The sequence below is a fragment of the Glycomyces algeriensis genome, from assembly GCF_027622855.1.
Taxonomy (GTDB): domain Bacteria; phylum Actinomycetota; class Actinomycetes; order Mycobacteriales; family Micromonosporaceae; genus Glycomyces; species Glycomyces algeriensis.
In genome coordinates this window covers 497,578-511,104 of the sequence record NZ_JAPZVR010000001.1, presented here as the reverse complement: position 1 = coordinate 511,104, position 13,527 = coordinate 497,578, and the positions used below count along the sequence as shown (strand labels likewise).

Sequence of the window (13,527 nt, the reverse complement as noted above, 5' to 3'; positions counted from 1 at the left end):
TTTCTTTGGGCCCGTTTGGGGGGGGGTGGGTGTGCGCCCCCGGGGCCGGGCCCCCCCCCCCCCCCCGGGGGCCCGAACCGTCAGATCAGGCCCGGGGCGTCCATGACCTGGGTCTGCTCCATGGCCTTGACGTACTTCGGCTCCTCCATGCGGCGCATGGCCTCCTCGGGGTCGGGCGCTTCCACGCGCTCTTGGAGCCACCAGATGTTGCCGAGGGGGTCGCGCAGGCGGGCGACGCGGTCGCCCCAGGCCTGGACGTCGGTCACGGGGGTCACGATCGTCGCTCCGGCGCCGACGGCGCGGGCGAGTACGGCTTCGGCGTCGTCGACGTAGAGCCGCAGCAGCGCCGGGGTGTCCACAGTGAACGGCGTGTCGAAGAGCATCACGATCGAGGTCCCTATGCGGACTTCGGCGTGGCCGATCCTGCCGGGCTCGAGTTCGACCCGGCCGAGCTCCTCGCCGTCGAAGGCGTCCTTGATGAAGTCGATGACGCGGGCGGTGTCGCTCGTGACGATCCAGGGCGTGACGGTGCCGTAGCCCTCGGGGACCGGTTCGGGCTTGGTGCTCATGGCGACTCGCTTTCACTCGTGGAACGATGCCGCCTCAGAATATCAGAACGGAATAGTTTGTTCCCGCATTGGGGCGAGCGGGTCGAGGGCGATGGCGTTCGTGCGCACGATCTCCAGGGCGCGGGCCAGCGCGCCGAGGGTGACCACGCCGCCGCCGAGCGGGGAGGCCGCGAGCTCGGGCGCGGGCGGGTGGGTCAGCTCGTCGAGGCGGGCGGCCGTGCGGGGCAGGAGCAGGCCGAGGGACTCGGCCACGGCTCCGGAGAAGACGATGCGCTCCACGTCGAGGAGCCCGCCGAGCACCGCGCAGATGCGGGCGAGCCGCTCGGCCATGCGGTCGAGGAGCGCGAGCGCGGCCGGGTCGCCGGCCTCGGCGGCATGGAACACGATCTCGGCGCCGAGCTGCTCCTTGGGCGTCTTCATGATCAGGCTGTCGTCGCTCACTGCGCCTGAGGTGCGCAGGTCGAGGGCCCAGGTGCGGAGCAGGGCCGCGATGCCGTGGGTCGAGCCGACGCCTTCGACGAGCGAGAGGAGCCGCAGCTCGCCCGCCGCGCCGCGCTTGCCGCGCACGAGGTGGCCGTCGACCACGTAGCCCGCGCCGAACCGCTCCCCCGACATCAGGGCGATGTAGGAGGAGGCGCCGACCCCGGCGCCGAGGGCGCCTTCGGCGAGCGCCGCGAGGTTCGCGTCATTCTCGACCTCGGTGAGCCAGCCGCGCTCGCGGAAGTGCGCGGCGAAACCGGGGTTCATGCGGGACCAGAACTCGAACTCGCCATCGGGCGAGGCGCCGTCGAGGTCGGTGGGGGCGGGCACGCCGACGGCGGCGCAGAGGACCGACCGCTCCAGGACGCCCGCGGCGTCGAGCGCCTTCGCGATGGTCCGGTCGGCGATGGAGACGCGGTCCTCGATGCCGTCCGGGTCGACCTCGGTGTGGACGCGCGCGAGTTCGCGCCCGCGCAGGTCGGCGACCGCGGCCGTCACGCAGTGCTGGCCGGCGTCGACGCCGACGACCGATCCGGCGTCGGCGCGGAGCCCGTACCTGCGGGCGGGGCGGCCCTTGCGGTACTCCTCCCCCGCGGCGCGGGCGTTCGGGAGCTCCGCGAACCAGCCCCGTTCGACGAGGTCGTCGCAGAGCGCTATCACCGTGGAGCGGGTCAGCCCGGTGGCGGCGATGGCGTCGCTGGCGGTGAACGCGGTCGTGCTCCAGGCGTACTCGAGCACGGCGGCGGCGTTCGCCCGGCGCAGTGCGAACGCGTACTTCTCGTCTTCTCGGGGCAACTCTCTTGACACCTCGGCTTTCCGTGCCTCAGTATGGCAGGAGCCACTTGATTTTCAAATTAGATTTAATCAGGATATCAACAGCTGAAAGGCTCATGTCCATGACCGAGCTGCTCACGAGCACCACCGACAACGCCGCACCCGGCCGCATCGACGCCGACTGGTGGCGCCAGGCGACCGTCTACCAGATCTACCCGCGCAGCTTCGCCGACGCGAACGGCGACGGCCTCGGCGACCTCCCCGGCATCACCTCCCGCGTCGACTACCTCGCCGGACTCGGGGTCGACGCCGTCTGGCTCAGCCCGTTCTACCCCTCCGAGCTGGCCGACGGCGGCTACGACGTCGCCGACTACCGCGACGTCGACCCGCGCCTGGGCACCCTCGCCGACTTCGACGACATGATCGCGGCCCTGCACGCCGCGGGCATCAAGCTCATCGTCGACATCGTCCCCAACCACTCGTCCGACCAGCACGAGTGGTTCCAGCAGGCCCTGGCCTCCCCGAAGGGCTCCCCCGAACGCGACCGGTACGTCTTCCGCGACGGCCTCGGCCCGCACGGCGAACTGCCGCCCGCCGACTGGGTCTGCATGTTCGGCGGCCCGGCCTGGGAGGCCGTGGGCGACGGCCAGTGGTACCTCCACCTGTTCGCCCCCGAGCAGCCGGACTTCAACTGGCGCAACCAGGACGTGCGCGACGACTTCCTCAAGACCCTGCGGTTCTGGTCCGACCGCGGCGTGGACGGCTTCCGCGTCGACGTCGCGCACGCCCTCGCCAAGCACCTCCCCGAGGACCTGCCCTCCGAGGCCGAGCTCGCGGCGATGGACCGGGCCACCGGCACCCACCTGCTGTGGGACCGCGACGAGGTGCACGACATCTACGCCGGCTGGCGCGAGGTCTTCAACGAGTACGAGCCGCCGCGCATCGCCGTCGCCGAGGCCTGGGTCGACCCGCCCGCGCGCCGCGCCCGCTACGCCAGCGCCGAGGGCCTGGGCCAGGCGTTCAACTTCGACCTCCTCGAAGCCGACTTCGACGCGGGGGCGTTCCGCCGCATCATCGTCGACAACCTCGAGCAGGCCGCCGCGTCCGGTTCCTCCACGACCTGGGTGTTCTCCAACCACGACGTGGTGCGCCACGCGACCCGGTACGGCCTGCCGCCGAACGGGGACCGGCCGCGCCACTACAACCGCAAGTGGCTGCTCTCGGGCGGCTCCGACCCGGTGCTCGACACCGCCGCCGGGCTGCGCCGCGCGCGGGCCGCGACCCTGCTCATGCTCGCGCTGCCGGGCAGCGCGTACCTCTACCAGGGCGAGGAGCTCGGCCTGGGCGAGGTCGCGGAGATCCCGGACGAGGAGCGGCAGGACCCGACCTTCTTCCGCAGCCCCGGCACCGACGTGGGCCGCGACGGCTGCCGGGTGCCGATCCCGTGGACGGAGAAGGGTGAGTCCTACGGGTTCGGCAGCGCCGAAGCCCATCTGCCGCAACCGGAGTGGTTCGGCGCGGTCTCGGTCGAGGCGCAGTCGGACGACCCTGACTCGACCCTCAACCTGTACCGCGACGCCCTGGCGCTGCGGCGGCGGCTCCAGACCGACGAGTCGCTGACGTGGGTGGACTCGGGACCGCAGGTGCTGCATCTGCGCCGGACGAACGGCTGGGAGGCCGTGGCGAACTTCGGCGCGACCGCCGTGCCGCTGCCCGCCGGCGAGGTGCTGATCGCCAGCGGGCCGGTCGACGGCGAACTGCCGCCCGAGACCACGGTCTGGCTGCGCGGCGGCGAGTGAGTTCCCGGCCCCGCCTCCGGTGCGCGATGGGCGCATCGGAGGCGGGGCCTGGTGCGGGAGCGCCGGGTGGGATAGGCTCAGGGTTTGAAACGATTCAAACTGCGGTCGGGGCCGCAGCGGCGGTCAGGGGTACCGGCGGCCGCGGCGTCCGGGCCGCAGGTTGCCCCACCCGTCATCTCCCGATAGGCCCGCACATGACGCAGCGACAGTTTCCCCGGCCCAAGGATTTCCTGCCCTTGGTGAAGTTCAAGAAGCCGGACTTCAACGCGAAGCGGCGGCGCCTGCGCGCCGCCCTCACGATCGAGGACCTGCGCCGGATCGCCAAGAAGCGCACCCCGCGCGCCGCGTTCGACTACACCGAGGGCGCCGCCGAGGCCGAGCTCTCGCTGGCGCGGGCGCGGCAGGCGTTCAAGGACATCGAGTTCCATCCCGCGATCCTGCGGGACGTCTCGAAACTCGACACCGGGTGGGACGTGCTCGGCCGACGCTCGGCGCTGCCGTTCGGCATCGCCCCCACGGGGTTCACGCGCATGATGCACACCGAGGGCGAGCGGGCCGGCGCCGGAGCCGCGGCCGCCGCCGGCATCCCGTTCGCGCTGTCCACGATGGGCACCACGCCGATCGAGGACGTCGCCGAGGCGGGAGGCGCGAACGGCCGCAACTGGTTCCAGCTGTACATGTGGAAGGACCGCGACCGCTCCATGGCGCTCGTCGACCGGGCCGCCGCGGCCGGGTTCGACACCCTGCTGGTCACTGTGGACGTACCGGTGGCGGGGGCGCGGCTGCGGGACAAGCGCAACGGCTTCGCGATCCCGCCGGAGCTGACGGTGAAGACCGTCTTCGACATGGCGAAGCACCCGAACTGGTGGTTCGACATGCTCACCACCGAGCCGCTCGCGTTCGCGTCGCTCTCGCGCTGGTCCGGGACCGTGGCCGACCTGCTGAACTCCATGTTCGACCCGACGGTGGACTACGAGGACCTGGCCTGGATCAAGGCGCAGTGGCCCGGCAAGCTCGTGGTCAAGGGCGTGCAGACCGTCGCCGACGCGAAGCGCTTGGCGGACATGGGAGTCGACGGCATCACCCTCTCCAACCACGGCGGCCGCCAGCTCGACCGCGCCCCGGTCCCCTTCCACCTCCTGCCCGAGGTGGTGCGCGAGGTCGGCCGGGACACGGAGGTGCACGTGGACACCGGGATCATGTCCGGCGCGGACATCGTGGCCTCGATCGCTCTGGGCGCCAGGTTCACCATGATCGGCCGGGCGTACCTGTACGGCCTCATGGCGGGCGGCCGCGACGGTGTGGACCGCACCATCGCGATCCTCAAGGAGGAGGTCGAGCGCACCATGAGGCTCCTCGGCGTGGCGAGCCTGGAGGAGCTGGAGCCGGGCCACGTGACCCAGCTCCAGCGGCTCATCCCCCGCTAGGCACCGCGCTGGCGGCGTCGAGCGTGTACGGGTAGAACGTTGACGGGGTGAAGGCCGAGCCGCTGGTGACGCGGTCGCCGGTGCAGTCGACGAGGATGCTGCCGCTCTGGCGCAGCTGCGCGGTCGCGTCGGGGTAGAACGGGTCGTTCACGTTGTCGAAGTAGGAGTTCTCGATGACCATCTTCGTGGCGCCGCGGGAGTAGTTGCCGTACCCGCTGACGTCCTGCAGGTGGTTGTTGTAGAGGTGCGCGTAGGCGACGTTGTCGGTGCTCGGGTTGCGCTGGTTCGTGCCGTGGATCCAGTTGTGGTGGATGGTGATCCGGGCGGTCGTGTTCTCGGTCCAGCCGATGCCGAAGGACTTGTTGCCCGGACCGAGCTCGTTCCAGGAGACCGTGAGGTTCGTGGTGTCCTTGCGGGAGTCGATGAGGCCGTCGTTCATGTTGTAGATGCGGTTGTGGTCGATCCACACGTTGCTGGCGGTGTCCATCTGGATGCCGTCGTAGTCGTACGCGTCGTCGCCGGGGTCGTCGTCGGCCATGAGCGTGTCGCGGATCGTCAGGTTGCGGATGATGACGTTGTTCGTGCCCGCGCCGAGGAAGAACCCGCCGCCCACGATCTGGCCGGAGGTGCCGACGCCGATGATCGTCTTGTTCGAGCCGACGCGGATCTCCTTTCCTTTGGGGCTGATGTTGATCGCGGCCGCGACCTTGATGATGTAAGCGCCCGAGGCGTTCGCATAGGTCTCCAGGTCCGCCTGGTTCGTTACGGTGACGGTGGTGCCGCCCTGGCCGCCGGTGGTGCCGTTGCCGAAGCCCTCCAGGTCGTCCACGTGCCCGGGGCGGCCCGAGCCGTCGACCGGGACGAGCCGCCACTGCTGGTTCACGGCACCGGTCGCCGTGTACTGGGAGATCCTGCCGCCCTTCACGGTCGACCACTCCCAGAGGTCGAGGGCCTTGCCGGAGGCGCGGTTCACGAAGGTGGCGTAGCCGCCGCTCTCCTGGATGCGCCACTGCTGGTTGGTGGAGTTCGCGTCGCCCCACTGCTGGACTTTCGCGCCGTCCGCGGTGGAGCCGCTCGCGACGTCGAGGACCTTATTCGAATGCCGGGCCTGAATACGGTAGTAGCCGCCGCCGGAGTCGACGAAGCGGAACTGCTGGTCGTAGGAGCCGTTGGCGTCCCATTGGACGGCTTCGGCGCCGTTGTCGGGCGAGGCCGCCCGGATGCCGAGGACGAGGCCGGAGTGGCGGGACTGGAGCTGGTACCAGGTGCCGACCTCGAAGGCCTCCGCCTTCGGGGTGTGCCAGGCGCTCACGCCGGTGGCGGCGAGGACGGCGCTGGCGAGGAACGCGAGGACCAGCGTCAGGCGCTTGGCGCGAGTCGCGGGCGGGCGCGGCGGTGCGCTCGCGGGCGGTGAGGAGGACATGGCGTGCCTTTCGATCGGAGGGGGCGACGGTCGCCGTCCGACGCTGCGGATATCGACGAACATCACATTTATTTTCATCAATTTACATAATGCGGGGGAACTCTGGCAAGCGTTGGCAGTCGTCGATTTCGGACGGTTCGCTCCAGGCCGGTCGGCCGCGAACCGGCGCGGCGCCGGCGCGCGCGGCGTTAGGGTGGCCCCATGATCGCGATCGACCTCGAAGGCAGGACTGCGCTCGTCACCGGCTCCACCCAGGGCATCGGCGAGGCCATCGCCGCGAAGCTCGCCCTCGCCGGGGCGCGCGTGGGCGTCAACGGCCGCAAGCCCGCGACCGTCGACGCCGCCGTGGCCCGCATCAACGAGATCACCTTCACCGACCGCTGCTTCGCCGCTCCGGGCGACCTCGCCACCGAGGACGGCACCGCCGCGCTCGCCGACGGGCTCCCGACGGTCGACATCCTCGTCAACAACCTCGGGATCTTCGGCGCCGAGCCGGCCCTGGAGATCGCCGACGACGAATGGCGGCGCTACTTCGAGGTCAACGTGCTCTCCGCCGTGCGCCTGATCCGCACGTACCTGCCCGGCATGACCGCGCGGGGCTGGGGCCGCGTCCTCAACATCGCCAGCGACTCCGCCGTGGTCATCCCCGAGGAGATGATCCACTACGGCACCACCAAGACCGCGCTCCTCGGCGTCTCCCGCGGCTTCGCCAAGTCCTCGGCCGGCTCCGGGGTCACCGTCAACTCGGTGATCGCCGGGCCCACCCGCACCGGCGGCGTGGAGGACTTCGTCTACCAGCTCGTCGACCGGGACCTGTCGTGGGAGGAGGCGCAGCGCGAGTTCATGCGGCTGCACCGCCCGCAGTCCCTGCTGCGCCGCCTCATCGAGCCCGAGGAGATCGCGAACCTGGTGGCGTACCTGAGCTCGCCGCTCGCGTCCGCGACCACCGGCGCGGCCGTGCGGGTCGACGGCGGGTACGTGGACTCGATCCTTCCCTGACCGCCGGAGCAGCGGCGACGCTGAGCGGCCGTGAGTCGTCAACCGATTGCCAGCGCTATTTCCGCGGAACCCTCGCCTCCGCGAACCGGGCGGGCCTCCGGTATGCTCAGTAGGCCCTGTCGCGGAACGCGGCTGCGTGGCACCAAACGATTGCCGGATGACAACCTCCGGCAACAAGCGCGAAAGGGGAGGCATGGAGCAGTCCGACGCCGCCACCCGTCCCCGCAACGGCGATCGCAAGGCGCCCCCGACGATCTACGACATCGCGCGCCTGACCGGGGTGAGCCCCTCGACGGTGTCGCGCGCGCTCAACAAGCCCGGGCGGCTCAACGCGCAGACCGAGCGGCGCATCCGCGACGCCGCCGCCGAGCTCGGCTACCGGATCAACCCGATGGCGCGGGCCCTGCCGACCGGGAAGACCGGCACGCTCGGCCTCCTCGTCTCGGACATCACGAACCCGGCGTACTTCGACCTGGTGCGCGCCGCCGAGCGGGTGGCCTCCGAGACCGGCATGACCATCGTCTTCGCGGACTCGCAGGAGTCCCCCGAGCTCGAGCGGGCCACGGCCGAGCGGCTCCAGACCTCTGTGGACGGCCTGCTGCTGGTGGGCTCGCGCCTGGAGGACCACCAGATCCAGGACCTCTCCTCGGTGAAGCCGCTCGTGGTCGTGAACCGCCTCGTCGAGGGCATCCCGGCCGTCATCCCCGATGTGCGCCCGGGCATCACGACCGCGCTGGAGCGGCTGCGCGAGGCCGGCCACCGCCGCATCGCCTACCTGGCCGGGCCCGAGGCCTCGTGGATGAACGGGCAGCGCTGGCAGCACGCGTTCGAGATCGCGGTGCAGTGGGACATGTCCATCGTGGAGATCAAGTCGAACGCGCCGACCCGTGAGGGCGGCGCGGAGGCCTTCGGGCGGGTGAAGGCCGCCGACGTGAGCGCGGTGCTCGCCTACAACGACCTTGTGGCGCTGGGACTCCTGCGGGAGTGCCGGGACCACGGCCTGGACGTGCCGGGCCGGTTGAGCATCATCGGGTTCGACGACATCTTCGGGGCCGACCTGCCGACGCCGGCGCTGACCACGATCCGGATGCCGCTGGCGCTGGCCGGCGAGCGCGGGATCAGGCGGCTGCTCATCGAGATCGACGGCGGCGCTTCGGAGAACGAGGCGGCGCTGCCGACGGTGTTCGTCGACCGCGAGTCGATCGGGCCCGCCGCCTAAGACGCTGCGCAGGAGGGCGTCGAGCGCGGGGTTGCCGTGGCGGTGGCGCCACACGCCGTGGAGCTCGACGGTGTCCGGCGGCAGGTCCGCGATGTCGAGGAAGACCAGGTTCGAGAGGTTGAACGCGCTGGCCGAGGAGGGCACGAGCGCGACCCCGAGCCCGGCGTTGACGACCGACAGGACCGTGTGGACCTGGCTGATGTGCTGCACGTACCGGGGCTTCAGATGGGCCTGCTGGAACGCGGCGACCACGAGCTCGTAGAAGTACCAGGCCTCCGAGGGCGAGTACGTGACGACGTCGTGCTCGGCGATGTCCTCCATTGTGGGCGTTCGGTGGAGGCGCGTGAGGGCGTGGTCGCGCGGGGCGGCGAGGATGAGCGAGTCCCTGGCCACGAGCCGGGAGTCGAGCAGGTCCGAGCGGGGCACCTGGCGCACGAGGCCGACCTCGATCTCCCCTGCCAGGAGCGCGTCGAGCTGCGCGTGCGTGACCATCTCGCTGAGGACGAGGTCGACGCCGGGCAGTTCGGCGGCGGCCACGCTGATCCACCGCCCGAGGACGGTGAGGGCCGAGACTGCGGTGAAGCCGATGCGGATGGTCCCGGCGGTGCCCGCGGCGACGCGGCGGGCGCGCAGCGGCGCGGTGTCGGCCGACGACAGGAGGCGGCGGGCCTCCTCGAGGAAGATCCGGCCGGCGGGGGTGAGCTCGGCGCCGCGCTGGGTGCGCAGGAACAGGTCGAAGCCGACGGCGCGCTCGAGGCGCTGGATCTGGCGGCTCAGCGGCGGCTGCGTCATGCGCAGTCGCTCTGCGGCCCTTCCGAAGTGGGACTCCTCGGCGACCGCCACAAATCCGCGGAGTTGGTCGAGTGTGTACCCGATGTCGCCTGTGGCCATGCCCTGAAGGTATCAGTCGATGTCGAATGAGTGTTGGACCGGTATGACCCACGGCGGATACGGTACGGACCACATCCCCGAAACAGGAGACTGCCGCATATGTCGCGATACACCCCCGCAGAGATCCAGCGTGCGCTGGGCGAGGGGCTCTTGTCCTTCCCCGTGACCCACTTCCAGCAGGACCTCTCGTTCGACGAGGCGGGTTACCGGAAGCACTTGGGGCACTTGGCGTCCTTCCCTGCGGCGGGACTGTTCGCGGCGGGCGGCACGGGCGAGTTCTTCTCGCTCACCCCCGACGAGGTCGGCCGGGTCGTGCGCGTCGCCGCCGACGAGGCCGCCGGCGCCGTCCCGATCATCGCCCCGGCAGGGCAGGGCACCGCCCAGGCGGTCGCGTTCGCCCGCGACGCCGAGGCCGCCGGCGCCGACGCGGTGCTGCTGTTCCCGCCGTACCTCACCGAGGCCGGCCAGGACGGCCTGGTCGCCCACGTGCGCGCCGTCTGCGCGGCGACCTCGCTGGGCGTCATCGTCTACCACCGGTCGAACGCCGAGTACAGCGTCGGCACGATCGAGCGGCTCGCCGCCGAGTGCCCGAACCTCATCGGCTTCAAGGACGGCGTGGGCGACATCGAGTTCATGACCCGCCTGTACGCGACCCTCGGCGAGCGGCTGCTGTACATCGGCGGCCTGCCCACGGCCGAGACCTTCGCGCTGCCCTACATCCAGCTCGGCGTGACCACGTACTCCTCGGCGATCTTCAACTTCGTCCCCGAGTTCGCGCTCGCGTTCTACGACGCGGTGCGCGCCGGGGACCGCCCCGAGGTGTACCGGCGGCTGCGCGAGTTCGTGCTGCCCTACCTGGACATCCGCAACGCCGGCAAGGGTTACGCGGTGTCGATCGTCAAGGCGGGCATGACGGCCGTGGGCCGCTCGGCCGGTCCCGTCCGCCCGCCGCTCACCGACCTGAACGAGGGCGAACTGGCCGCGCTCGCAGCGCTGATCGAGCAGTCCGCCTCGTGACGCGACTCGAACCGGCCGCTGGCCCAGCGGAACAGGCGACCACCCCCACCGTGACCGCGATGCGCGTCGTGCCCGTGGCCGGGCAGGACTCCATGCTGCTCAACCTCTCCGGTGCGCACGCCCCGTACTTCACGCGCAACCTCGTGATCCTCACCGACGAGTCCGGGAACACCGGCGTCGGCGAGGTGCCCGGTGGCGAGGCCATCGCGCAGACCCTCCGCGACGCCGCCGACCTCGTGGTGGGCTCCGGGATCGGCGCGTACCGGTCCGTGCTCGAGGCCGTGCGCCACCGCTTCGCGGACCGCGACGCGGCCGGGCGCGGCAGCCAGACCTTCGACCAGCGCGTCACCGTGCACGTCCGCACCGCGCTCGAGGCGGCACTGCTCGACCTGCTCGGCAAGCACCTCGGCGTGCCGGTCGCAGAGCTGCTCGGGGACGGGCCGCAGCGCACCAGCGTGCCCGTCCTCGGGTACCTGTTCTTCATCGGCGACCGGGGCCGCACGGACCTGCCGTACCGCGACGGCTCCGGCGCGGACGACGCCTGGACGCGGCTGCGCGACGAAGCGGCGCTGACGCCCGAATCCGTGGTGGCCCTGGCTGAAGCGGCCGAGGCGCGGTACGGGTTCCGGGACTTCAAACTCAAGGGAGGCGTGCTGCCGGGACCGCAGGAGGCCGAGGCCGTCAGGGCGCTCGCCGAGCGGTTCCCCGACGCACGGATCACTTTGGACCCCAATGGGGCCTGGTCGCTCAACGAAGCGATCGAACTGTGCCGGGGACTCGAAGGCGTACTCGCCTATGCCGAAGACCCTTGTGGAGCGGAGAACGGCTATTCAGGCCGTGAAGTACTCGCCGAATTCAAGCGCGCCACCGGAATGCGCACCGCGACCAATATGATCGCCTGCGACTGGCGGGAGTTCGCGCACGCGGTCCGTTCGAGCGCGGTCGACATCCCCCTGGCCGACCCCCACTTCTGGACCATGGCCGGCTCGGTGCGCGTCGCGCAGGCCTGCGAGGCCTTCGGCCTGACCTGGGGTTCCCACTCCAACAACCACTTCGACGTCTCGCTGGCGATGTTCACCCACGTCGCCGCCGCCGCGCCCGGCGAGATCACCGCCATCGACACGCACTGGATCTGGCAGGACGGACAGCGCCTCACCGTCGAACCGCCGCGCATCGAGAAGGGCGCCATCGCAGTGCCCACCGCGCCTGGTCTCGGCATCGAACTCGATGCGGCGCAAGTAGAAGCAGCTCACGAGCAGTATACGAGAAATGCTCTGGGCGCGCGCGATGACGCCACCGCTATGAAATACCTTGTCCCCGGATGGATGTTCAACCCGAAACGCCCCTCGCTGGGGTGAATTCGGTGGCTATTCGATCACTAAGAGGAGCAGACAATGCAACACCCCCTCCCCCGACGCGGACTGCTCGCCGGTCTCGCCGCCGTGCCTCCGCTCGTCGCGCTGTCGGCCTGCCAGGTGCAGGGCGGCGCTGACGAGGCGAACGCGACCTTCCCGACCCGCGCGGTCGACTTCTGGGTCCCTTTCGACGCCGGCGGCTCCGGCGACCTCATCAGCCGCGCAGTGGCCAAGGCCGCCGAAGAGCCCCTCGGCGAGTCGCTTCCGGTCACCAACAAGCCCGGTGCCAACGGCGCCGTCGGGCTCAAGGAACTGCTCGCGGGCAAGGCCGACGGCTACACGATCTCCCTCGCCGTCAAGTCGCTGTTCGCCATCGGCCCGCTCATCGTGGACGACCCCGACGCGGTCGTCATCGAGGACCTGCGCATCATCACCACCCTGACCAACGAGGGCTACGTGCTCGTGGTCCACGCCGACTCGCCGTACCAGACCCTCGCGGACCTGCTCGCGGCCGACCAGGTCAACTACGGGACCACGGGTGTCGGCACCGGTTCGCAGCTCTCGGCCGGACTGCTGTTCGGGCTCGCGCAGGTCCCCGCGACCGACGTGCCGTTCGACGGCGGCGGCCCCACGGTCACCGCGCTACTGGGCCAGGACATCGACGCGGCGTCGCTCTCGCTCGCCGAGACCATGCCGCACATCGAGGCCGGGGACATGCGGCCCCTGTGCGTGTTCTCCGAGGAGCGCAGCGTCTACCTCAACGACGTGCCGACCGCAGTGGAGTCGGGTCACGACATCCTCGTCGACCAGCGCCGGTTCATCGTCGTCCCCGCCGACACCCCCGACGAGGTCGTGGGCGTGCTGACCCTGGCGTTCGAGGAGGCCCGCGAGGGCTCCGAGTACGGCCAGTTCCTCCAGGACAACTTCATGGAGCGCTGGGAGGTCGACGGCATCGAGGCCGAACTGCACCTGGCCGAGGCCACCCAGCAGTTCGCCGACCAGATCGAAGCGTCCGGCGTCGAGCTGGGCACCGCGGAATGAGCGAGGCGGTCATGGCCGATGCCGAAACCGAAGCGGCCCTGGGCGAGCAGCCTGAGGAGCCGCGCGCGGGCGGACGGGTCCAGTCGGTGGTCGCGGGTGCGATCCCCGTGCTGCTCGGCGCCGTCGCCGCCTGGTTGAGCTTCGGACTGAACATCGGGAGCCTCACCGAACCCGGGCCGGGGCTCTGGCCGCTGATCGTGGCCGGCCTGCTCGTGGCCTCCGGGATCGGGATCATCGCCGTGACCGCCAAGACCCGCAGGGACACCGAGGCGTTCACGCGCGGGACGATCGCGGTGCTCGCCGCCGCGGGCGGCCTCGCCGTGTACGCCTCGCTGTACGAGATCGTGGGCTTCGAGGTGCCGACGGTGCTCCTGCTGTTCGCGTGGCTGCGGTTCCTGAGCCGCGAGTCGTGGCTCATGAGCGCGATCCTGGCGGTCGCCGTCACGGCGGTCGCGTACGCCCTGTTCATCATCGGGCTCAACGTGCCGCTCCCGCACCTCATCGCCTTCTAGTCCGTCCCCTCTGGAGTAACG

Annotated in this window: 11 protein-coding genes and 1 pseudogene; 8 read left to right on the top strand and 4 right to left on the bottom strand. The window is 70.8% G+C overall.

Annotated elements, in window-relative coordinates; all coding sequences use genetic code 11:
- Nucleotides 1–80 precede the first annotated feature (80 nt).
- Together O2L52_RS02070 and O2L52_RS02065 are read right to left on the bottom strand one after the other, a co-directional pair.
- Nucleotides 81–569: a VOC family protein gene (locus O2L52_RS02070; RefSeq protein WP_270113636.1), complete on the bottom strand. Its 489-nt coding sequence runs from the start codon at nt 567–569 to the stop codon at nt 81–83.
- Between the two features lie 42 nt (nt 570–611).
- Nucleotides 612–1,856: an ROK family protein gene (locus O2L52_RS02065; protein ID WP_270113635.1), complete on the bottom strand. Its 1,245-nt coding sequence runs from the start codon at nt 1,854–1,856 to the stop codon at nt 612–614.
- Between the two features lie 83 nt (nt 1,857–1,939).
- Here O2L52_RS02065 and O2L52_RS02060 point away from each other — a divergent pair, with 83 nt between their 5' ends.
- Nucleotides 1,940–3,622 carry a glycoside hydrolase family 13 protein gene (locus O2L52_RS02060; protein ID WP_344474129.1) on the top strand — a complete coding sequence of 561 codons (1,683 nt, stop codon included), beginning with the start codon at nt 1,940–1,942 and terminating at the stop codon, nt 3,620–3,622.
- 194 nt (nt 3,623–3,816) lie between these two features.
- Nucleotides 3,817–5,049: an alpha-hydroxy acid oxidase gene (locus tag O2L52_RS02055; protein WP_344474132.1), complete on the top strand. Its 1,233-nt coding sequence runs from the start codon at nt 3,817–3,819 to the stop codon at nt 5,047–5,049.
- On the opposite strand, the gene O2L52_RS02050 is transcribed toward O2L52_RS02055, so the two are convergent.
- The gene (locus tag O2L52_RS02050; protein WP_270113633.1) at nt 5,036–6,472 is read right to left on the bottom strand and encodes an RICIN domain-containing protein; all 1,437 of its coding nucleotides are present in this window, start codon (nt 6,470–6,472) and stop codon (nt 5,036–5,038) included. The genes O2L52_RS02055 and O2L52_RS02050 overlap by 14 nt on opposite strands.
- Nucleotides 6,473–6,676: 204 nt before the next feature.
- Between O2L52_RS02050 and O2L52_RS02045 the strand changes: the two genes are divergently transcribed.
- Entirely contained in the window at nt 6,677–7,471 is a 795-nt protein-coding gene (locus tag O2L52_RS02045) for an SDR family NAD(P)-dependent oxidoreductase (protein ID WP_344474445.1), read from the top strand.
- Between the two features lie 193 nt (nt 7,472–7,664).
- Nucleotides 7,665–8,690, top strand: coding sequence for a LacI family DNA-binding transcriptional regulator (locus tag O2L52_RS02040; protein WP_270113631.1), 1,026 nt, complete (start codon nt 7,665–7,667; stop codon nt 8,688–8,690).
- A gap of 60 nt (nt 8,691–8,750) precedes the next feature.
- Here the strand turns inward: O2L52_RS02040 and O2L52_RS25385 are convergent.
- Nucleotides 8,751–9,581, bottom strand: a pseudogene (locus O2L52_RS25385) (LysR family transcriptional regulator); the annotation flags it as partial.
- Between the two features lie 99 nt (nt 9,582–9,680).
- On the opposite strand from O2L52_RS25385, the gene kdgD reads away from it, so the two are divergent.
- From kdgD to O2L52_RS02015, 4 genes are read left to right on the top strand one after another with little or no spacing between them, the layout of a single operon-like run.
- On the top strand, nt 9,681–10,598 hold the full coding sequence (gene kdgD / locus O2L52_RS02030; protein WP_270113630.1) for a 5-dehydro-4-deoxyglucarate dehydratase: 918 nt from the start codon (nt 9,681–9,683) through the stop codon (nt 10,596–10,598).
- A gap of 59 nt (nt 10,599–10,657) precedes the next feature.
- Entirely contained in the window at nt 10,658–11,956 is a 1,299-nt protein-coding gene (locus O2L52_RS02025; RefSeq protein WP_270113629.1) for an enolase C-terminal domain-like protein, read from the top strand.
- Between the two features lie 36 nt (nt 11,957–11,992).
- Nucleotides 11,993–12,994, top strand: coding sequence for a Bug family tripartite tricarboxylate transporter substrate binding protein (locus O2L52_RS02020; protein WP_270113628.1), 1,002 nt, complete (start codon nt 11,993–11,995; stop codon nt 12,992–12,994).
- A gap of 11 nt (nt 12,995–13,005) precedes the next feature.
- On the top strand, nt 13,006–13,506 hold the full coding sequence (locus O2L52_RS02015; RefSeq protein WP_270113627.1) for a tripartite tricarboxylate transporter TctB family protein: 501 nt from the start codon (nt 13,006–13,008) through the stop codon (nt 13,504–13,506).
- Nucleotides 13,507–13,527: the final 21 nt, after the last annotated feature.

What these genes read in the sequence shown, in the direction of transcription:
- O2L52_RS02070 (WP_270113636.1), bottom strand. Translation starts at nt 569, where the DNA reads ATGAGCACCAAGCCCGAACCGGTCCCCGAGGGCTACGGCACCGTCACG.
- O2L52_RS02060 (WP_344474129.1), top strand. Translation starts at nt 1,940, where the DNA reads ATGTCCATGACCGAGCTGCTCACGAGCACCACCGACAACGCCGCACCC.
- O2L52_RS02055 (WP_344474132.1), top strand. Translation starts at nt 3,817, where the DNA reads ATGACGCAGCGACAGTTTCCCCGGCCCAAGGATTTCCTGCCCTTGGTG.
- O2L52_RS02050 (WP_270113633.1), bottom strand. Translation starts at nt 6,472, where the DNA reads ATGTCCTCCTCACCGCCCGCGAGCGCACCGCCGCGCCCGCCCGCGACT.
- O2L52_RS02040 (WP_270113631.1), top strand. Translation starts at nt 7,665, where the DNA reads ATGGAGCAGTCCGACGCCGCCACCCGTCCCCGCAACGGCGATCGCAAG.
- kdgD (WP_270113630.1), top strand. Translation starts at nt 9,681, where the DNA reads ATGTCGCGATACACCCCCGCAGAGATCCAGCGTGCGCTGGGCGAGGGG.
- O2L52_RS02025 (WP_270113629.1), top strand. Translation starts at nt 10,658, where the DNA reads ATGCGCGTCGTGCCCGTGGCCGGGCAGGACTCCATGCTGCTCAACCTC.
- O2L52_RS02020 (WP_270113628.1), top strand. Translation starts at nt 11,993, where the DNA reads ATGCAACACCCCCTCCCCCGACGCGGACTGCTCGCCGGTCTCGCCGCC.
- O2L52_RS02015 (WP_270113627.1), top strand. Translation starts at nt 13,006, where the DNA reads ATGGCCGATGCCGAAACCGAAGCGGCCCTGGGCGAGCAGCCTGAGGAG.